The sequence below is a fragment of the Nitrosovibrio tenuis genome (genome assembly GCF_900109785.1).
GTDB classification, from domain to species: domain Bacteria; phylum Pseudomonadota; class Gammaproteobacteria; order Burkholderiales; family Nitrosomonadaceae; genus Nitrosospira; species Nitrosospira tenuis_A.
The window spans coordinates 126,981-147,348 of record NZ_FOBH01000002.1 but is presented as its reverse complement, the minus strand read 5'-3'; the positions used below and the strand labels follow the sequence as shown (position 1 = coordinate 147,348).

General features: G+C 54.3%; 15 protein-coding genes and 1 pseudogene. 7 read left to right on the top strand and 9 right to left on the bottom strand.

Annotation, left to right across the window (positions count from 1 at the left end; all coding sequences use genetic code 11):
- Positions 1–41 precede the first annotated feature (41 nt).
- Complete coding sequence (locus tag BMX00_RS03395) at positions 42–413, top strand: hypothetical protein (protein ID WP_090827132.1); 372 nt, start codon at positions 42–44, stop codon at positions 411–413.
- 88 nt (positions 414–501) lie between these two features.
- On the opposite strand, the gene BMX00_RS03390 is transcribed toward BMX00_RS03395, so the two are convergent.
- The 4 genes from BMX00_RS03390 to ygfZ form a co-directional block, all read right to left on the bottom strand.
- Complete coding sequence (locus BMX00_RS03390) at positions 502–1,782, bottom strand: protein PelD (RefSeq protein WP_090827130.1); 1,281 nt, start codon at positions 1,780–1,782, stop codon at positions 502–504.
- The gene (locus BMX00_RS03385; RefSeq protein ID WP_090827128.1) at positions 1,779–4,499 is read right to left on the bottom strand and encodes a tetratricopeptide repeat protein; all 2,721 of its coding nucleotides are present in this window, start codon (positions 4,497–4,499) and stop codon (positions 1,779–1,781) included. Before BMX00_RS03385 ends, BMX00_RS03390 begins: the two co-directional genes overlap by 4 nt.
- Positions 4,489–7,191 (bottom strand): endo alpha-1,4 polygalactosaminidase, encoded by a 2,703-nt coding sequence (locus BMX00_RS03380; protein ID WP_245727638.1) that lies wholly within the window; start codon positions 7,189–7,191, stop codon positions 4,489–4,491. The genes BMX00_RS03385 and BMX00_RS03380 overlap by 11 nt, the downstream gene beginning before the upstream one ends.
- Before the next feature lie 412 nt (positions 7,192–7,603).
- Entirely contained in the window at positions 7,604–8,677 is a 1,074-nt protein-coding gene (gene ygfZ, locus BMX00_RS03375) for a CAF17-like 4Fe-4S cluster assembly/insertion protein YgfZ (protein ID WP_090827126.1), read from the bottom strand.
- Between the two features lie 131 nt (positions 8,678–8,808).
- Between ygfZ and BMX00_RS03370 the strand changes: the two genes are divergently transcribed.
- Positions 8,809–9,306: a protein YgfX gene (locus tag BMX00_RS03370; protein ID WP_245727636.1), complete on the top strand. Its 498-nt coding sequence runs from the start codon at positions 8,809–8,811 to the stop codon at positions 9,304–9,306.
- Between the two features lie 92 nt (positions 9,307–9,398).
- On the opposite strand, the gene BMX00_RS03365 is transcribed toward BMX00_RS03370, so the two are convergent.
- Both BMX00_RS03365 and BMX00_RS03360 read right to left on the bottom strand, forming a co-directional pair.
- A complete protein-coding gene (locus BMX00_RS03365; RefSeq protein WP_090827121.1) occupies positions 9,399–9,797 on the bottom strand; it encodes a hypothetical protein in 399 nt (132 codons plus the stop codon).
- Between the two features lie 347 nt (positions 9,798–10,144).
- Positions 10,145–11,155 (bottom strand): sulfate ABC transporter substrate-binding protein, encoded by a 1,011-nt coding sequence (locus tag BMX00_RS03360; protein WP_090827119.1) that lies wholly within the window; start codon positions 11,153–11,155, stop codon positions 10,145–10,147.
- 476 nt (positions 11,156–11,631) lie between these two features.
- On the opposite strand from BMX00_RS03360, the gene BMX00_RS03350 reads away from it, so the two are divergent.
- The 3 genes and pseudogenes from BMX00_RS03350 to BMX00_RS14955 form a co-directional block, all read left to right on the top strand.
- Positions 11,632–12,576, top strand: coding sequence for a CysB family HTH-type transcriptional regulator (locus BMX00_RS03350; RefSeq protein ID WP_090827113.1), 945 nt, complete (start codon positions 11,632–11,634; stop codon positions 12,574–12,576).
- 264 nt (positions 12,577–12,840) lie between these two features.
- On the top strand, positions 12,841–13,692 hold the full coding sequence (locus BMX00_RS03345) for a PA4780 family RIO1-like protein kinase (protein WP_090827690.1): 852 nt from the start codon (positions 12,841–12,843) through the stop codon (positions 13,690–13,692).
- 231 nt (positions 13,693–13,923) lie between these two features.
- Positions 13,924–14,106 (top strand): annotated as a pseudogene (locus BMX00_RS14955) (recombinase family protein); the annotation flags it as partial.
- Between the two features lie 30 nt (positions 14,107–14,136).
- On the opposite strand, the gene BMX00_RS03335 reads toward BMX00_RS14955, so the two are convergent.
- Positions 14,137–15,135, bottom strand: coding sequence for a serine/threonine protein kinase (locus BMX00_RS03335; RefSeq protein WP_281245891.1), 999 nt, complete (start codon positions 15,133–15,135; stop codon positions 14,137–14,139).
- 120 nt (positions 15,136–15,255) lie between these two features.
- Positions 15,256–17,085, bottom strand: coding sequence for an ABC transporter ATP-binding protein (locus BMX00_RS03330; RefSeq protein WP_090827108.1), 1,830 nt, complete (start codon positions 17,083–17,085; stop codon positions 15,256–15,258).
- A gap of 236 nt (positions 17,086–17,321) precedes the next feature.
- On the opposite strand from BMX00_RS03330, the gene BMX00_RS03325 reads away from it, so the two are divergent.
- Both BMX00_RS03325 and BMX00_RS03320 read left to right on the top strand, forming a co-directional pair.
- Positions 17,322–18,245 (top strand): zinc dependent phospholipase C family protein, encoded by a 924-nt coding sequence (locus tag BMX00_RS03325; RefSeq protein ID WP_090827106.1) that lies wholly within the window; start codon positions 17,322–17,324, stop codon positions 18,243–18,245.
- 5 nt (positions 18,246–18,250) lie between these two features.
- Complete coding sequence (locus tag BMX00_RS03320; RefSeq protein WP_245727635.1) at positions 18,251–18,673, top strand: hypothetical protein; 423 nt, start codon at positions 18,251–18,253, stop codon at positions 18,671–18,673.
- Between the two features lie 24 nt (positions 18,674–18,697).
- On the opposite strand, the gene nadB is transcribed toward BMX00_RS03320, so the two are convergent.
- Positions 18,698–20,296, bottom strand: coding sequence for an L-aspartate oxidase (nadB, locus tag BMX00_RS03315; RefSeq protein WP_090827104.1), 1,599 nt, complete (start codon positions 20,294–20,296; stop codon positions 18,698–18,700).
- Positions 20,297–20,368: the final 72 nt, after the last annotated feature.

Here is a 20,368-nt window from a genome sequence, read left to right as displayed (position 1 = left end):
AATGATGAATATCAGTCGATGTATCACTATACGGAGGTCCCATGAATACTCCTAAAAATATAAATCGCGTCGCGGTTCTCACTAATGCCGGGGACCAGACGTTGGAAACGATATCCATAGACACCCTGGAACGCTTGGCCATACAGGTAAAGGTGGAGAAATTCCCGCTCGCTGCCTTTAAAATTCAGGTGCGCTTTCACGCGAGCGGCGATTACATCACGCTCTATTCCGCAGCGGGTAACTATACTGCCCCTGCCGGGCTATTGATCGGAGCGAGCGGAGATCTTACGACGCAAGCGGTCGGGTCGGGTTGGTTCATCATGGACGTAAGGGCGCTCGAATCCGTAAGAGTTCTCGCACGTTCCGGCGATGCGGCAGGATCAACAGTAACCCTTTACGGAAGGGGGATCTAAACGGGCTCATTGGCTAGCCAGTCTTTCTGGACAATTCCAATAGAGATGAGGACAGGAATGTTATTTTAATTGCAGGAGCGGCGACCTGTCAGCACGACTCCAGGGAGCGGATCCTCTGGAGATCGATATCGCTGATGGCTGACAACTCGCTTGTCACCGCCGCTGGAAAGGTATCCACCCGCTGCATCCACGCGCGCGCATTCGCGATATCGGTCAAAGGCAGAAGTACCCAGACAACCGGCTGGCCATTATCACGAGCAATGCAAATCAGATCGATGGCGCGGACTGAAGTCCGCAGTTTTTCGTACGCCACCATGACATTGGCATTGGTGCCCGACAACCTCAGGAGTGCTGCATCGAGCTTGAACTTCAAGTAATCCTGATGCACGCGCTCAAATGCGGCGAGAAACCGCGCAATGGAGGGCATGGCTGTTCCAAAACGCAGATGATCGACACCATGCGCAACAAGTACCGCGATGAGCTTCAAGTTATTTTCGTGAAAAGCAAAAAAAGGCATGGATCTCACCAATAACATCGCATGGATGTCACCGGTTGAGTCGGAGATAGGAATAGCCGCCAGCAACTGGTTTTGATCCATTGCGATCCCCGTGGTGAAGTTTACTGCTGCCAGCTCCCCGCTTTCAAGCGCGGTAATTAATACAGGGTCATTGTCGTCAATTACAAACTGTTCCCCGACGTGGGCCAATATTCTGGTCGCATTGATGCGGTCACCCTGTATGCCCACTATGCATGCCTGCGTCAATGCCCCATACTCGGCCACAAATTCGATCAATCTTTGCAGCGATGTGTTCGTCAGGCCATTGGCGCCGTCAATCCCATCAAGCACGGACTGCAAATGCATAATTCCTTCACGTAAGGAGAATCCGCTATTGGCCACGGTTTGCTCCAGGCGATCATGGGAGAGACGCAACAGCTGGTAATTGCGCGTAAACTCCTCAAGACGTTCCGCACGGTATTGATAAGCGCCCTCCAGTCGATGTAAGCGGCGTTGCCACATATCCCGAAATTCACCCGCCACCATTGCCATGACAATAACCCCAATGGCCCACGCCAGCGGAAACTCGGGTGAGGTTTGCCAATGCTGATTAATGGATATGCCCAACGCGGCCAATATCAGCAAGGCGCTGACAAAACCGTGGATGAAGCCGTACCGTAACGCGGCCAATAAAGGAGCCAGGATGGGCCATGGGAAACCCATACCCAACCGAAAAGGATCATCCTGCCGGGTAACGAACGACGCAACGAGCACAATTGCGGTCAATGCAAACGTTTCGGCCCATCCACTCCATGCCGGCACGGGCTGATTAACATCGATGATTTCGATACCCTCGAGCCACGGCTTTTTCATAACGCGGGTTGCTCCCCAGCCGCCACAGGCAGCCGCTGCAAGTCGCGGATTTTTGCAAGCGTTTGACGGCATATGTCCGCTTCGGTATTCAAGTCGCTTCGATCAGGCACGGATTCTCCGGGCAGCCAACGATTAGCCTGGTCGACGTCGTTCAGGGATAACGGCAGCATATCCGGAGGGAGGGGTTCGTCCGGCCGATGCTGCAAATGATCGGAAACTATTTTTAATTGCGCGGCGACCGCTTGCTGATCTTTGCGCCTGACCGCATCGGCAAACTTTTCCCAGGCTGGTGAAGACAGGCGCTCACGCTGGCGCTGCAGCGCAAAAAAGCTCGCATTGTCCAAAGTTTTTGTGAAACCCCAGTGCTCCCGCATGGATTGCCATTTCTCGCTCTTCTTTAGTCCAGGGCCATTGCCCCGTTGTGCCGGCACATCCTTGGACGGGGAGAAATACTCCGCCAGGCGCACCGGGTGCATCACTTCAGCCTGATGGGAACCATGGGATGCAAACAACTTCAGCGCCGAAAGCCGGGCATGATTGGCATTGCCGAGGCAGCCTGCCCATTCCATATTATCGGCCAATGTCAATGTCCACAAAAAATCCCGCGGTCTTGTAGCCAGTGATCGAAAATACCAGGCTGCCGCCTGAGTGGGTTTACCCAACATCTGCTCCGCCGCGGCCAAGGCCTCCGCCAGAGGCGGGCTTACCCCCGACTGGCTGCCCGATTGGTTCCGGAAAGGTTGAACGAGTGCATCAAGCGGCCCATGGTCGACTTTTTTATCCGATAGCAACAGCCAGATCATTGCCTCGGTAATTTCCGGATCCGCGCCACGCAACCGCAGAGTTTGGCGCAACGCATCGTGAGCGGCCTCGCGCTGCCCGTTTACCATTTTGCGCATTGATTGAAAGTACCAGTAGTCTGTCGCCTGGGCTAATGCCGATGGCTTGGCCGATTGCATTTCATCGGCCAGGGATAGCCAGTGGTCGAGTTCTTCCCAATCTTGCCGCTTCCAGGAAAAACGCATGAGGCGTTGCAGATCCTCGATGCGCCGTAAATGATCCCATCCATAACGCGCAAGGCGTTCACTTTTTTTATCATCGCGATGGCGCACTGCCAAGCGTTGCAGATTTTCAATTATTTCCACATCATTGGGCCGCAAGATAAGCGCTTTTTCATAGGCTCTGCTTGCATAGGCATCCTGTCCCAATTGCGTGGAGATTCTCCCGAGCAATAGCCAGTACTCTTCGGCATGAGCCTGGCCGGGCGAATCGAGTTCTTGAAGCAGTAACTCGAAACTCTTTTGCGCGTTCCCCGCTTCGTCGTATAGCCGAGCCAGATCCATCCTTTGCCGGGTACTCTCCACGCCGGGCATTTCCTGGTACACAGCTAATGCCGCGCGGGGCTTGCCTTGCAGAACCAGTACATCAGCCAATGCTTTCAACGTCGTGGCCGGGTTCTGGAAATGTTCGGCATGACGCCGCAATTGCTGCTCCACATGAGAGGGTTCGGCAACGCGCAGGCCGGCCTTGACATACGCTTCCGCTTCGGCGGTCGTCAGTATGCGGCGAGCCATGATAGCTTCCAGCAACTGTACCAACGCCTTGTTATCCGCTTTTGCCTGGCTCAATTCAAAGGCTCGGGCCTCCGCCTCATGATCGGCCTTGTGGCGTGCAAATGACAGCCAAAGAGCCAGGGCTTCGTCGGGTTGGCCGTTCCAGTCATAAACATGGGCGAGCAAACGGTGGCGATCACTGCCCAGGACCAGGTGGTTACGCAGTTGAGCAATTCTCGGGAGACTCTCGCTCAGCAAGCCCATCGATATTTGCAGCCGTACAATACGTTCGGCTAGCGCCTGGTCGTTAGGAAGAAGCAGGCTCGCTTCTTCCAGCCAGGCCAGCGCATGCTCCTGGTCCGCAAGCGGCTCGGCAATGTCGGCGGCAAGCATCGAAAGTGCGGCATCGCCTTTGACGCTTTCCTGCACCCGCATTGCTGCCTTTAACGCCTCCTGATCAATACCTGCCTGAAGGTAAGCGTGCAAACAGGACTTCGCTATTTCCGTTTTTTTGTGCGGCATGTGCTCGAGCATGAACGCCCTCAACAGATTTCGGGCGGCCAATTCCGGCTGGCCAGCCGCCATGCGCTGTTTTGCGGCAAAGACCAGCCAGCGTGACTTCTTTTCATCGTTTTCATGACGTATAACAAGCAACTGCTCGAAGGTTTCCGCCAATACTGAAGGCTCGCCAAACTGCTCCGCGTATGCCACGACCTGATTTAATTCTTTGTCATTACCTGCAATTCCCAACAGTGGGGGAACGAGTGCAGCGATATGCTGGCGCAGCGCTGCCTCGACATCGCCGGGTGGATGCCGGTAAAGCTGTTGCAACGACAGCTTGAGGTCCGCCAGGCGGATTTCATAAGTCAGGCTGGATTCAGGGGCGCGTTGCAGCGGAGCAATGGCCAGGGCCGCCTCATCGATCATTCCCGCTTCGGTCAGCAATTGAACGAATGACAGGCGTAATGGAGCATTGCCGGGATCGGACTGAACCAGGACGCGGAGGTAGGCTACCGACAACGCGTCCTTTGCCGACAGATTGGATGGATCCCTGAACGCGGGTTGGCGCGGAAATAATACCCAGAATGCGATCAGGAGGACTGCGCTCATGAACATCAGCGCAGGCGCATTCAACAGGGACTCGCGCTGTGCCTCAACACTCAAGCCGAAATTCCCCTGAGGCGTTAGCGGTGGAGACATTGAAGAGGGAATGTGAACCCTGGCGCACAGCCGACAGCATTTCACCATCCGAACTGAGCAGGCAGGAAGCAGGAACCGCAAGCGTCACATCCCCGCGCGGCTCAAATAAAATCGTGGCCGTGCCATCGGCGTTGAGATGCCATGATTTCAAGGGCGCGCTGGCGTGAAGCAGTCGCAAAACCGGGGCATCAGTCTGCCCTTCGCGCCTGGGCTTGAGAATCGCATGATTGCGTGCAAGGTAGATATAGCGATCGCTGTTGCGGTCGGAATATCCCACGACATCGGTTGAGATTTCGGGAAGCATTTCCGAAGCGGGTAATCGAACCGTCCTGAGCGCATCGCCGAAAAGCATCCAGTTGCCATTGAGGTCGCGCGCGACGCTTGCTGTCTGAAAAGCCCGCGCACGCGTGACGTATTCGTCGACCCAGATACTCAGCGTATTTTCCTTGCGCTGCTCATCGGCAAGCGCGTCGAGAAGCTCCATGCCGCGCGCATGCAATAGCGCATCGGCGTGAACGGATATGGACGAGATGCGCAGCCGCCGCGCGGAATCGAGCTGCCTGTTCCATTCGCTTATCTTGCCGAAATTCAAAGCTTCCCCATACCAGAGCTGTGCGAACAACGGTTCGCCCGTCAGGGGTGTCAGGATCTGTGTACCCCACTCGGTGGGCCGCAGTGCGGGAGAAAGATCAGCTAAAGATAACGAACCGCTCTGCCAGCGCAAGCCGCCTCCACCATAATGAGGCAGGCCTCCCTTGTGCGTTGCCGCCAGGGCCGCAGGCCCGGGTCTGCCGTCACCGGACCATATCAGCAGTAATGGTGAATCAGGCGCCATCGACTTTAGAAATTCGACGGTACCCTCTGTTTCCCGCGTGATATCCGCCGCATAGCCGTCCATAAAAACACTGTAGCGATAAGGCTGCTGGTTTGCATCCGTCTTTCCCTCGAACACTCCCCAGTAGAAAGGATGGCTGTACGTGTGGCTCGCCAAGCGGACCTGCGGCATGGAAGCCAGGTGCCGAACTTTGCTACGCCGCTCTTCATTATCCGCTTCGGCTTCGATAACACCCAGCGTAACAGGAGCGCCATTTCTTTCCACCCATGCCCGAAGCCGGTCGATTGCTTCAACACCATGCTCGTCTTTTTCGAACAGGCGATCGCCGCGCACTTCTATAATGCCCAGGCGACGGCCATTTTCGGTTGTCAGGTCGAATACGGGCTGCGCGGGCAGGCGCAGCGCCGCCTGAAAAAAAGAAAAGGGATCCAGCAGCCATTCGCGGCGACCCGACGCACTTTCGCTCAGGATGTGCGGGTGCAGTGCATAGCCTCCCCATGCGCCCACCGCAACGGGGTGAAACAGTTTGTCGCCGTCGCTCAACGTCAGCCATGCCTCATTCCTGTCCCGAACACGGATATCCGGCGTGCCGCTACCTACGACCGGCGCCGTGTTGGGCCGTCCCAGCCGCTCGCCCGCGCTGCCCAGCTTAAGCGCGCGCGTGGTGGGCTGCAGTTCTCCCTGATAATCGATCAGATTCCTGCAAGCGTCCCCGGCCGGCAAATGGCCCATGAATACCATGGGCAATCCGGCATCGACTTCGGCTTTCAAACGCGCGCAGGTACTCTCATAGCGGCCAGTACTACTTTCGCCGATACTGATACTGCTGTCTTCTCCCAGCCATGCGATAACTCCCGCGTAGCGTCCAACAAGCGGCTCGATGGGCAACGAAAGCTGATCGATATACCAATAGTCCAGCGCCAGGCCAAGATATTCCAGAGGCATGGCTGCATGCCGGAATAGCTCATGATCCATTTGTTGAGCCGGCGAACCGTTGACGATAGCCAGCAATTTACGCGGGGCCAGACGCAACCGGCCTTGCCCCAGCCACGTCAGATCGCCATTGGCAACCCACGGCATGAACCCGAGCTTGACGATTTCGCGCGCCGTCTTTTCCGCTTCAGCCCAGTTGCCCGGCTCGACGTAGTCGAGCACCGTAACCGGCACCTTGAATTCGTTTTGCGCGCGTGACAACTGATTGAGAAGCCATGTCCTGTTTTCCTCCTTGGTCGGCGCGTGCTTTCCAGTAACCGGGTCAAACCCGTGAAAAAGCGATTCGGCAACCATACCGTCGGCATATTGACTGGCGCGGTCCAGCACCTCGAAACCACGGTTGAGAATGAGTTTGCAGCCGGGAAAGCGGCGCTTTACCTCCGCCAGCAACGCAACCAGTCCCGTCTCCTGCTCCTCGCGTTGCTTGCCTTCAGCCGTTACAATCAGGTAACTGTCGACAGTATCCAGGAAAAACGCGCGGTAGCCCTCACGCCACAAGCGGGCGAAATGATGTTCCAGAAGGTATTCGTGCCAGCCGGGATCGTTCATATTCATCACCAGGCTGTTCCATGCCGGATTCACGCCGATTGACCAGCTCGTTTTGATGCGCGGCATATCCTCGCTATTACGGGCAATCTCACCAAATGAAACATAGGCAAATATCAGCGAATCCAGCTTTAATAATGCTGCTTTCTCATGCGGCAACACCTGGCTCGGCTGAATGACAATCTGGTCAAAGTGACGCAAATCATCGACAGGCGGGCGACTGCCATAGTAAAAAGCAATATCACGCTGTTCGAGCACATCGGCAGATACAGCCGATGTCATCAATATGAATGGCAATAAAAGCCACCACATACGGAAACGAGTGGAAAACATATCGCGTTGAACGCACCTCTGTTTACTTTTGGCATGCATCTTCAGTATGCATCGGATGGGGGAAAATAAGAGAACGCTTTATTCTCTAGAACGCTTTTTTCGCTATCTTTTCGATTTCCCGCCGCGGAGCACTAAAAATACTGCGGTATGGGCTTAAGCAAGGTTCTCAGGAATATTCTTCCGCATGGCTGTCCCACATCGACATAGTTCCAGACGAGTCATTGACGCGCTTGGCCTATACGACGGAATATTTGACTAAGCTAACCCCAGGGTAGTGATGTATTTATCCCGGGGAAACCCTTGAAGAACCTTTGAACAATTGCATGGCGGTGAAAAACTTGCGCATGGTTATGTATGTTTCTCAACGATTGGCAGGCGGATTGGCGGGCTTAAAGGTTTGTGAATAAGGTAGTGGCATAATCTCCAGCGCGGGACCATCCAGGGCCTTCCAGTGAATGTTTCCGGCCTCGATACTGCTGGTCTGAATAACAGCCAGCATATCGAATCCCCCGTTTGGCGATGCTGTTGCGTTGACCACCATACCGCTGGATTGTTCCCCCATGTCCACACTGAACAGTTCATCCCCGGCTTCAACGGGAGTTTCCGGTACCATCGGCTGAACATTGGCGAGGTACATGCGGCGTTTGATTTTACCCAGATACTGGCTACGGGCGACGATTTCCTGGCCAGGATAGCATCCTTTCTGAAAACTTATTCCGCCGATGGCGTCCAGATTTGCCATCTGGGGTATGAATTGCTCCTGGGTAGCGGGCGTGATCACCGGGATGCCGGCTTTTATTTGCAGCCAGTCCCAACAGGGCGCCCCAACCGGCACCGCGTTCTTGCTCAAGCCTTCCCATACCTCAGGGCCCTGCTCTGCCTTGACAAGCAGTTCAAAACGATCCTCGGCAAGGCGAAGCACACTCCCCTTTTCACCATGAAACATGCCGAGGTCGCGGTCGGGGACCTTGTCCAGAACCTTGGCGATTAACGCATCGGCATCGCTGCCCGCCACGCCGATGCGCACGAGGGGGTCGCTGCTGTCAGCCAATCTGACTTTGGCGCGAAGCACATACAGGAATAAGCGCTTTTGAATGGCTGGCTGTAACGCCGCCGGTAATTGCATGACATAACCCCCTCCATTGTCGCCCCATAGCAAAAAACTTGCCAGCATCCTGCCCTTCGGGTTGCAATAGCTCCCATAGACCGCAGCAGAGGGAGTGGCTAACCTTACGTCGCAACTCAATTGTCCTTGCAAGAAAGACTGGGCATCCTCGCCCGAAAAACTGATCAGACCCAAATGCGAAAGATCGACAAGCACACTCGCCGACCCAATGCTTGCAAGCTCGGCGGCAGCATTTCCATAATGAATGGCCCGGCCGTCCTGGATGCTTGCGTGACGGCTTTGCAGATAAGCTTGCCAGTTGGGATTCATGCAGGACAATACAATATGAAAACAATTTAAAATCAATTATACGGCCAATACAGTTCCCGATAAACCGCTAATTGCCTGGAATGAGATAATGGCGTTATGGCTTTCGCTTTATCTTCCTTATCATTCCGCCTTTGCTCATCGTCCACCTCAAACCCTCCAAACGCCTGGCAGTAGCACTGGGTTTCGCTCATTTCAGCGCTATCGCACTGCTATGGCCGCTCACATTGCCGGTGATGGTCAAGCTGGTGGGGAGCACGCTGCTGGTTGCCAGCCTAGTCTATTACGAACGATATTACGCCTGGCTAACCTCACCGGGATCGATAAAGGGGCTGCAGCTGGAGTCAGGGGCTTCGGATGAAATGTCTTGCACGCTTGAAACAAAAAGCGGTGAACGTTTCGCCTGTGTGCTGCTTGGCAGCAGCTTTGTGGCACCTTATCTGACTGTCCTTGAACTTAGACCGCTGGTGCATCCGAAATCGTGGAGGAGACGCTTTGCTCGCAGCATTGTAATTCTTCCGGACGGAATCGATGCGGACGAATTTCGCCGCCTGCGGGTGCTGTTGCGATGGAAGTGGAAAGACCCAAAAGTGAAAGAACAAAAAAGAACAACCGACCCTGGGCGGAATTGATGCAAAATCGTACCTGCAGCGCTGCTTGATGCAGCTTGCCGGATTGCTCCCGCTTCCGTCAATCGCTATTTTTATTTGCTTTTTTGACTGATCTAAAAAAACACCCGTGCGGCCGATCCGTGAAGCCAGGTTACTGTGTAGAAGTCCAGTTGTCCATTTATCGGCAGAATCGAAAACCTGTGAAGAGTTGTAATACCGGTAGTCTGTATCGGTACAGATTGCTCTCCCGGTATGTTCACACGCGGAAGCAGAAGACTGAAAGTCGTTCCCCCGGTATCGACAGTCATGCGGATGGTGACACTGACAAGTGTCCCGATCTCGGTCTCGACACTACGGATCTCATCGCCGGTAAAGCTCAGCGTTTGTTGCAGATCCTGGTAACTGAAATGCGGCTTTCCATCTATACCACTGGTCGAGTACGTAATGTTGAGGTGCTTGCCGCTGAGCTGGTACAAATTCGGCGGCTGGCTGGCAGCCTGGTTTGCTTGCATGTGTGCCTCCCTGTCCCCTGTTCGTTAGTTCACCTGAAAGACTACCCAATAATCCCATCAGAAGCGGGACGAAAGGCAACCCAAACGTCCGGGAAACGTGCCGCACCTCCGCTCCCGTTATTAATATAGGTCATGGTCCTCAAAAGGCAAGATCGGGCAAACACACTTCGGATCGGGGGAACACACTCCAGCATGCTGCCACAGCAGTAAAATGCCGCAATGTATTCAGCCAGCTCGGCAGCTTCGCAAACGCACGCGTAAAAATTAGTGTGATCCCAAAAATGGTGTCAAGCAATTATTGTGACGAACGCACGCAGGCCGCCCGCTTTTACGCCAACATCCGAAACTCAATTGCTCTGAATCTGTTCCAAAACTCCACCCCTGGCAAAGTGTACTTTCTCAGCGTTATGCCACCCCCCGAAGACGTCGTCGATGGTAAACAGCTCTGTGGCGGGAAACCGGTCCGCGTACGTGGCGCTAACCGCCGTATCCCGCGGCCGATAATAATGTTTGGCTGCGATGTCCTGCGCTGGGTGTGTATAAAGATAGTCAATATAGGCAACCGCCACGTCAGATGCGCTACTCCCGCCATTCGCGATGACGCTGATGGGACGTTCGGCCACAATCGACACTGGCGGTACGATAATCTCAAACTTTTCCTCTCCTTTTTCATGGGTGAGTAGATGGGCTTCGTTCTCCCAGACTAACAGCACGTCGCCGAGACCCTGCTCGACAAATGCTGCCGTCGCGTCTCTCTTTCCGGATTTGGAATCGGACGGTTTGATGTTCGCAAACAGGCGTTTCACGAACTCGAGTGCAGCCGCCTCATCGCCGCCCGATTGCTTGAGCGCGTATCCCCACGCAGCCAGGTAGCTCCAGCGGCCATTCTCGGAATATTTGGGATTGGATGTGATAACCTCTGTACCGGACCGCACAAGGTCATCCCAATCGCTCAACCCCTTCGGATTGCCTTTGCGTACCAGAAATACGATGGTGGAAGTATATGGTGAAGCATAAGACGAATTCCTCGGCAGGGGTTGCCACCGAAGCGGAATAATGCCGGGTTTTCCATCCGGCGTTGTCTTGTCATAGGACAAAGCGAGCGTGATGATATTGAGGCCATCGACCAACGCATGCACCGGTTCCCCCGATTTATTCCGGGCTAGCCTGATGCTGACGTTGACGCCTGTCCGGCCCTTCCAGTGCGTGGCAAACGCGTCATTCAAATCCATATGCAGCCTTCGAGCAGGATCGTGGGCTGAGCCATGCGAGAAGGGATGCAGCGTGGCATAGGCCGCGCCGAGGCTGACCAGGAAAATAAATAGGCTGACTACGAGGCGAGAATTGATGAAAGTCATTTTGCGTCCTCCAATCAAGATAATCCAGGAAGAAATCTAGCATTCGACCTTCCCTATTCAAACCAAGAAAATCTGCATAGCTTATCAAGCGGTTCCCGTTCCGCTTGGCTACTCATCTCGCGCAACCCTTCTGCAGTTATCGGATAGTCGCTACACCGGACTCGATGGCTTATTCGTAAAACGGATAAGCAAATAAAATGTCATTGGTTCCGCAAAGATAAAATAGATGATATTTTTCGTCGCGTGGGTAGCTTCTCTGTTTCTCTGTTCTCTGAGGTTAGCTTCTCCGTTCCGGTTGTGTAACTGACGAACCTCTGACTTGTTCCGAGGTTTCCAAGGCGCCGACACAGTTGGCGCCTTTTCTTTGGTGGCGCTGTAGAACATAATGGACGCATGGCGCCTACACCTCTTCCCCAGCAGCTTGGTGGCTGTCAAGGCACAGATCCCAATAATCTGAAACACGGCACAATAACAATATGAATTTTCAGCAGCTGCGCATCATCCATGAAACCGTACGGCAGAATTACAACCTGACCGATGCGGCAAATGCTCTTTTCACTTCCCAATCCGGGGTCAGCAAGCACATTAAAGACCTGGAGGATGAGTTGGGTGTGGAACTTTTTGTACGAAAAGGCAAGCGGCTGCTTGGATTGACCGATCCGGGAAAGGAGCTGGTCGAGATCGTTGCGCGCATTCTGCTCGATGCGAAAAATGTCAAGCGGCTGGCCGAGCAGTACAGCAACCGGGCCGAGGGGCGTCTAACCATCGCCACCACCCACACGCAGGCACGGTATGCGTTGCCACCGGTAGTAACTCAATTCAAGAAGGCATTTCCGCAGGTACATCTCGTCCTGCACCAGGCCAGCCCAGGCGAAATTGTATCGATGCTCCTGGATGGCCAGGCGGACATCGGCATCGCCACCGAGGCGCTGGAAGAGGTGGCAGAGCTGGCATCGTTTCCGTATTATTCGTGGCACCACGCGGTCATCGTGCCGCCCGGGCATCCATTGGAATCAACACATCCCCTTACATTGGAGGCCGTCGCAGAGTTCCCCATCATTACCTACCATGAAGGTTTTACCGGCCGGAAAGGCATCGACCAGGCATTTGCAAAAGCGGGGCTGATCATCGACATCGCCATGTCGGCGCTGGACGCCGACGTCATTAAGACTTATGTAGAGCTTGGGCTGGGCGTGGGCATTGTCGCCTCGATGGCGTTCAATCCGGCGCGGGACATTCGGCTCAACCTGCTCGACAGCTCACATCTCTTTGAAAAAAATACCACAAACATCTCCGTGCGACGCGGTCATTACCTCCGTGGGTACGCCTATCGCTTCATCGAGCTGTGCCTGCCATCACTGACCGAGGCCGCAATTCGGTCGGGCGTCAAGCCTGAGACAGATGTGGAGCTCAACGACTGAACTCGTAGATTGATGCCGCGAGTTCATACCCCGGCTTTATCGCATTATTTCGGCGTCCAGCAATCAGTGGGGACTATCCGGATTCACCCCCACGGCGAAAGACTCGGGCCCATGATGCCCGGGAGCATATCCGCTGACGTTCAGGCTTACCTTTTTCTGTTTATTTCTTTTTCAGTTTATTTCTTTTTCTGTTTATTCCATGCGTTCCGTGGTATGAGTTGCTTTCATGATAAACGGAAAGATATGAGCGCAGCACCGACCCCGATGAAAACTCCAAAAAGAATTGAACCGCTGATCCAGGACGGCCTTGTCGATGAGGTTATCCGCCAGTTGACGAGCGGCAAGGAAGCCACGGTGTATGTGGTTCGCTGCAAAGAAGAGATACGGTGTGCGAAAGTTTATAAAGAAGCCAACAAGCGCAGTTTCCGCCAGAGTGTGGATTACACCGAAGGCCGAAAAGTAAAAAACAGCCGTCGTGCACGAGCCATGGAAAAAGGCACCCGCTATGGCCGTAAATCGCAGGAGGAAGCTTGGCAAAATGCCGAGGTGGACGCCTTGTACCGTCTCGCCGCCGCAGGTGTGCGCGTGCCCAAGCCGTATAACTTCCATGAGGGCGTGCTGGTGATGGAACTGGTGACCGACAATGCGGGCAATGCCGCACCGCGGCTCAATGATCTTGTGCTCAAGGCAGAACTATCCCGCGAATACCACCACACATTAATTATGCAGGTGGTGCGCATGCTTTGCGCGGGGATCATCCACGGTGATCTATCCGAATACAACGTGCTGGTCGACAGCACAGGGCCCGTCATCATTGACCTGCCTCAAGCCATCAACGCGGCCGCCAATAACCAGGCCTGCAAAATGCTGCTGCGGGATGTCAATAACCTGACCACTTACTTCAGCCGCTTTGCGCCTGAATTGCTGACCAAAAACTATGGCATGGAGATATGGTCGCTCTACCAAAACAACCAGCTATACCCGGAGAGCGTCCTGACCGGGTGCTTCGAGCGCATTGAAAACCCGATCGACATGAACAGTGTCATGCGTGAAATTAACGATACGCTTAAGGAAGAAGAAGCTCGGCAACTTTATCGTTCATTACGTAGCAAATGAAGGGTAGAGTGCTTGAATGATGGATCTGCCGCCCAGCATCCAGAAGCGTATCGTCTGCTCTATTCAAGCCGCTGTTAAATACGAGGTGCCGGCGAACCGTCAGGCTTGATAGACGCGAAACTCTTTTCGTGGCCTTCAAAATAGGTCATCACGTCAGCTGCAAATTGATCGCATAGGCGTTTCCCGGTAGGCCAGGCACATCCAAAGCAGCTTCCCGCTCGGCCTCGTCAGATCATAACTGTAGCGGTTGATCGCTTTATGGTTACGGCGAACTTCGCGTTCCCGCTTACCTTCGTTCTCAACGGGGCGCACCAAGGACTTAAATCCCTACAAAACCCTATCGATACCCATTCACCTAGCGGGAAACTCGTCTTCCGCATTTTTGCGGCACTCACCGAATTCGAACGTGGCGTCATCCGTGAACAAGGTGCACGGAAACAATCATTATGCTTGCCACAGCGGCGGCTCATCCATCAGGGCGACCTGTTCCCGCAATTCAAGTATCCGATCCTGCCAATAGTGCTGTGTGTTGAACCACGGGAATGCCTGTTTGAAGGCGGGGTCGTCCCAGCGCTGCGCCAGCCACGCGGCGTAATGAATCAAACGCAGGGTGCGTAGCGGTTCGATCAGATACAATTCGCGTTCGTCGAAATCGCAAAAATCCTCATACCCGGCCAGCACGCCATGCAATTGCTGCTGACTGTGGGCACGCTCGCCCGATAATAACATCCACAAATCCTGTACCGCCGGACCCATGCGGCTATCGTCAAAATCCACAAAATGCGGACCTTCATCCGTCCACAACACATTGCCGGGGTGGCAATCGCCGTGCAGGCGCAATACGCGCACCTCACCCGCACGCGCCAGGCAGTGGCGCACACCATCCAGCGCCTGATTCACCACGCTGCGATAGGCCGCATCGAGATCAGCTGGAATAAATTCATGCATCAGCAGATAATCACGTGGCTGTTCACCAAAGCTGGAGATATCCAGCCTGGGGCGATCTCGGAACGGCTTGAGCGCGCCGATGGCGTGGATGCGCCCCAGGAAACGCCCCATCCATTCCAGCGTGTGGCAGTCTTCCAGTTCGGGTGCACGGCCTCCATGATTCGGAAAAACAGCGAAGCGGAATCCCTCAAACCGGTGCAAACTTATTCCGTCCAGCACCAACGCAGGTACGACAGGAATTTCGTACTCCACTAATTCCTGCACGAAGGCATGTTCTTCCAGTATGGCGGCGTCCGTCCAGCGCCCGGGACGATAGAATTTCGCCACCAATGGCGCGCCCTCCTCCATGCCGGCCTGGTAGACGCGGTTTTCGTAGCTGTTGAGTGCCAGCAGGCGGCCATCGCTGCGGAAGCCTACACTTTCCAGTGCGTTGAGTACGCAATCAGGGGACAGCATGGAAAAATCTTGAGAGGGCGGACTACTGGTTTCTGTCACGGCTTATACTCGAAATGGAATTCCCGGTCTTTGTCTTTCGGCAGGCGGGGCGATGCGATCAGTATCTATCAGTATCTATCACTATTCCAGCTTGTCGGGCATTGATCCACGGAAAGCGCACTACACATCCGCACCCAGGAATCCGCCGCTCTGGTGAGCCCACAGGCGAGCATAGAGGCCATTCAACTCGATCAGGCTCTGATGGTTGCCCTCTTCCACGATGCGGCCTTTTTCAATGACGATCAGGCGATCCATCGCCGCAATGGTCGACAGTCGGTGCGCTATGGCTATGACCGTCTTGCCTTCCATCAGGCGGTATAAGCTCGACTGAATGGCCGCCTCCACTTCAGAGTCCAATGCGCTGGTCGCTTCATCAAGCAACAGCACAGGCGCATCTTTCAGCATGACGCGGGCAATCGCGATTCGCTGACGCTGCCCGCCAGATAGTTTGATTCCCCGCTCGCCCACATGGGCGTCATAACCCTTACGGCCCATCGGGTCCGTCAAGCCGGCTATGAAGTCATGCGCTTCAGCTTTTTTCGCGGCGGCTATCATATCCATCTCGGTTGCTTCCGGGCGCCCGTACAAAATGTTATCCCTTACCGATCGATGCAGGAGCGAAGTATCCTGCGTCACCATTCCGATATTGGCACGCAAACTGTTCTGAGTGACGTACTTGATATCCTGTGCATCGATCAAAATGCGCCCCTGTTCAACATCGTAAAATCTAAGCAGAAGATTTACCAGTGTCGATTTCCCCGCGCCTGAGCGACCGACCAACCCGATCTTTTCGCCCGACCCGATGTGCAGCGAAAGGTGATCTATTATCGCGGTATCCCCTCCGTAACAAAACAGGACATCCTCGAACTTGATATCCGCCTTCGCTATCTGAAGGGGTTTTGCCCCGGGATGATCGGTGACCAGGTGCGCGCGCGAAAGCGTATTGATACCATCCCGCACAGTGCCGATATGCTCGAACAATGAAGACATTTCCCACATGACCCAATGCGACATGCCATTGAGCCTCAGCGACATTGCACCAACGGCGGCCAGCGCCCCGACGCCGATCAGGTCCTTTGTCCAGAGCAGCAACGCTATGCCAACCGCGCTGATGATCAGACTTGCTCCCATGATTTGATTCACAACTTCAAAAGTAGTGATGAGTCGCATCTGTTTATGCACCGTTTCGAGGAATTCCTGCATCGCCGATCGTGCGTACCCTGCCTCTTTGCCGGCATGGGAAAAAAGCTTTACGGTAGCAATATTGGTATAGGCATCGCTGATGCGCCCTGTCATCAGGGCACGGGCATCGGCCTGCGATTGGGAAACGCGGCCCATTCGCGGTACGAAAAACCACAATGCGAAGATATACAGGATGAGCCATGCGATAAACGGTATCGACAGCCAGACATTAAAACTGCCGACCACGGCAACCAATGTGAAGAAATAAATGGTGACATAAATGAGAATATCTCCCAGAATGAAGCAGACATCGCGCAACGCAAGGGCCGTTTGCATGACCTTGGCCGCTACCCGGCCGGCAAATTCGTCCTGGTAAAAGTTCATGCTCTGGTTAAGCATCATCCGGTGAAAATTCCAACGCAGACGCATCGGAAAATTCCCCCCCAATACCTGGTGTTTAAAGAAATTTTGCACTGCGACCAATAATGGGCTAGCTGCGAGAAGCCCTGCGAACAGGAGAAGAGTATTCCGTTCCTGATGCCATAGAAGAGAGGGAGGTATATGGCTCAGCCAGTCAACAACTTTCCCCAAGATGGCAAACAATATTGCTTCAAACGCTCCGATGGCCGCGGTGAGCAACGTCATCGCAACAAGATATCTCCTCACGCCCTCGGTAGCTTCCCACATAAAGGCAAAAAACCCCTTTGGCGGTATCCTGTCCTTGGAATCAGGATAGGGATGAATCAATTTCTCAAAAAACTTGAACATTTAACTAAACATTTAACTTGAATATTTGGTATTTAAAAACTATTTAAAAATATGCTGTTCATCGGACCAACACGGGCTTTTTAAATGCTATAAAGATGACTATGACCAATGTGGCTCCGAAATTGAAGCAAAATATACAATAGCATCGATTTCCCTTAGCGCCGGTCGCTGGGTGCGCATCAGCCAGAAAAACGGACAATAGCTTTAATCGACCCGCCAGATAATTTGAAAACCTCATGCCCGGCGCTTACGCACACCTTACCTTAGTCAATCTCGCCAGAGAGCCCGCCCGACTGGAAAGCCATGGCTTCAGTCCGGAAGCGATCGTTCCACTACTGGATTATTTCCGCTTTTGCGAACTTGGCGCGGTCAGCCCCGACTATCCATATCTCGATATCGCTCGTCCCGATTCGTGTCATTGGGCGGACAGAATGCACTACGAGAAAACGGGCGATATGATCAAGGCTGGAATAAACCTGATCAGGAAAATGGAAGGCGCATCGCAACAGAAAGTATTTTCCTGGCTGCTGGGATACACCAGCCACGTCGTAACGGATGTAACCATTCACCCCGTCGTCGAACTGAAAGTGGGCGAATACCAAAAGAACAAGGATAAGCACAGAATATGCGAAATGCATCAGGATGCATATATCTTCCAGCGATTGAACCTTGGAGAGGTCGGGCTGGCCGAACACCTGGATTCGGGAATCTGGGGATGCTGCGATAAACCCGACAGCGGAAAACTCGACCCGGCGATCGTAAACGCCTGGCAGAGCATGCTCAAGAACTGTTACCCAGGATCATACCAGGCCAATCCTCCCCTCATCGATAATTGGCATGGTTCATTCAAATTTGTCGTCGACAAGGCGGAGGAAGGCAATAGACTTCCTCCCTTCGCACGCCATGTTGCCGTCAATGTCGGCTTGACCTACCCGGCTGTTGCGGATCTTGACAATCAGTATTTGAAAGGGCTGGCCACGCCGCTCGGGGCGATGGAGTATGACCAGATATTCGACCGTGCGATAGCAAATGTTCTTACTGTTTGGTCATCCATAGCCAATGCCGTATTCAGGAATGACAACGGGTACATCACGGCGATCAACAACTGGAACCTGGATACCGGAAGAGACGCTTCCGGCACATATGCATATTGGACCTAACAAGCGTGGTCATAAATAAAACGATCATTGCCATTGCGGTTGCGGTTTGCTTGACAGCAGGTTGCACTGCCAGCCCCAAACGCCCGGGCAGCGATGAAATGTATATCAAGGCGTCTGCGCTGACAAAATTATCCGCGGCGGTGGAATCGACGGTCCGCTACAAAAATCCCCCGCCAGACCTGAGCGACAGCGAATTGCTGGCGCTGGCAACAAGGCATGATCCGATACTGCTGGAAAACTTCAAAAATTATAAGGTCAAGGTGCAGCGCCAGGATCGCCATTCGGTTGTACTCATATGCGATGCGACCGGTACACATGCTTTACTGGAAGACGCTGGCTGTACCGGCCCGATGGATCGGGCACGCTGGATTGGGAAGCCGGAGCCGTGCGATTTCTCGATAAATGTGGGCAAAATATGCGGAAACTGAACTATCTTCCCTGCATGAAGGATTTTACCGCTTCAGCACCGTATCTTTCGCCTCAGGCAATAGCCCCGGATAATCCCGGCTGTAATGCAGGCCCCGGCTTTCATGGCGCAGCATGGCGCTTTGCACGATCAGGTCGGCGGTATCGACCAGATTGCGCAGTTCCAGCAAGTCATTGGTTACGCGGAAGTTGGCGTAATACTCATTGATTTCCTCGTGCAACAGCTCGATGCGGCGCCGCGCGCGCTCCAGGCGCTTGGTGGTGCGGACAATGCCCACATAGCTCCACATGAACCGCCGCAGCTCGTCCCAATTGTGGGAAATGACAATCTCTTCATCGGCATTGGTAACACGGCTTTCGTCCCACTGGGGCAGTTCCACCACGGGCGTGAAAAGCTGATCCATTATCTCTTTGGCTGCCGCCTGACCGAAAACTAGACATTCCAGCAGCGAATTGCTCGCCAGCCGATTGGCCCCATGCAGGCCGGTATGCGCGGTTTCACCTATTGCGTATAAATTATCCAGGTCGGCCTTGCCATTCCAATCGGTAACGACGCCTCCACACGTGTAGTGTGCAGCGGGCACGACGGGGATGGGCTGCCTGGTGATATCGATACCCAGTTCCAGGCAGCGCTTGTAAATATTAGGGAAGTGCCCCTTCAGAAAATTCGCCGGTTTGTGGGATATATCCAGATAAACGCAGTCCAGCCCGCGCTTCTTCATTTCGAAATCGATTGCGCGCGCGACGATGTCGCGCGGCGCAAGCTCCGCGCGGTCGTCGTGCCAGGGCATGAAGCGCGAGCCATCCGGGAGCTTGAGCAATCCGCCTTCACCGCGCACCGCCTCGCTGATCAGGAACGATTTAGCGTGGGGGTGATAAAGGCAGGTGGGATGGAACTGGATGAATTCCATGTTTGCCACGCGGCAGCCCGCCCGCCAGCCCATGGCGATACCATCACCTGTGGCGGTATCGGGATTGGTGGTGTAGAGGTAAACCTTGCCGGCGCCGCCGGTCGCCAATACCGTATTCTGCGCCCCAATGGTGTGGACGGTGCCGGCCACGCTGTCCAGCACATAGGCGCCGTAGCAGCGGTTGCTCTTCTCACCGGAGCGAACGCCCAGATGGGCCAATTTGGCGCTGGTAATGAGATCGATCGCAACATGATGCTCAAGCACGGCGATATTGGGATGGGCACGCGCCTTTTCGCTTAGGGTCAATTGGACCGCCTGTCCGGTGGTATCCGCGGCGTGAATGACGCGCCGCACGCTATGGCCGCCTTCCCGGGTCAGGTGGTAACCCGTTCCATTCCCGAGATCACGCGTAAAGGGCACACCCTGATTGATAAGCCACTGGATAGCCTGCGGACCGTTTTCGACGACATATCGGGTAACCCGTTCGTTGCAAAGGCCTGCGCCTGCGACAAGCGTATCTCGGATATGGGCCTCGGGCGAATCCTCCTCCGACAACGTTGCGGCGATACCACCCTGTGCCCAACCGCTGGCTCCGTCCAGCAGCGCCCCTTTGGTAATGAGCCCCACCTTATTGTTTTGCGCCAGATTCAACGCAAGAGTGAGCCCAGCCAGACCGCTGCCGATAATCAGGGTATCGAAATTGAGCTGCGTCACTTTATCTGTGTCACTTATGTCTGTTATTTTTATTGCTTTAACCTTGGAATGATAACAGACCTGTCGCTGACC

Bases quoted from the DNA above. Each gene is read 5' to 3' on its own strand.
- BMX00_RS03395 (WP_090827132.1), top strand. From the start codon at position 42: ATGAATACTCCTAAAAATATAAATCGCGTCGCGGTTCTCACTAATGCC.
- BMX00_RS03390 (WP_090827130.1), bottom strand. From the start codon at position 1,782: ATGAAAAAGCCGTGGCTCGAGGGTATCGAAATCATCGATGTTAATCAG.
- BMX00_RS03380 (WP_245727638.1), bottom strand. From the start codon at position 7,191: ATGACATCGGCTGTATCTGCCGATGTGCTCGAACAGCGTGATATTGCT.
- ygfZ (WP_090827126.1), bottom strand. From the start codon at position 8,677: ATGAATCCCAACTGGCAAGCTTATCTGCAAAGCCGTCACGCAAGCATC.
- BMX00_RS03365 (WP_090827121.1), bottom strand. From the start codon at position 9,797: ATGCAAGCAAACCAGGCTGCCAGCCAGCCGCCGAATTTGTACCAGCTC.
- BMX00_RS03360 (WP_090827119.1), bottom strand. From the start codon at position 11,155: ATGACTTTCATCAATTCTCGCCTCGTAGTCAGCCTATTTATTTTCCTG.
- BMX00_RS03350 (WP_090827113.1), top strand. From the start codon at position 11,632: ATGAATTTTCAGCAGCTGCGCATCATCCATGAAACCGTACGGCAGAAT.
- BMX00_RS03345 (WP_090827690.1), top strand. From the start codon at position 12,841: ATGAAAACTCCAAAAAGAATTGAACCGCTGATCCAGGACGGCCTTGTC.
- BMX00_RS03330 (WP_090827108.1), bottom strand. From the start codon at position 17,085: ATGTTCAAGTTTTTTGAGAAATTGATTCATCCCTATCCTGATTCCAAG.
- BMX00_RS03325 (WP_090827106.1), top strand. From the start codon at position 17,322: ATGCCCGGCGCTTACGCACACCTTACCTTAGTCAATCTCGCCAGAGAG.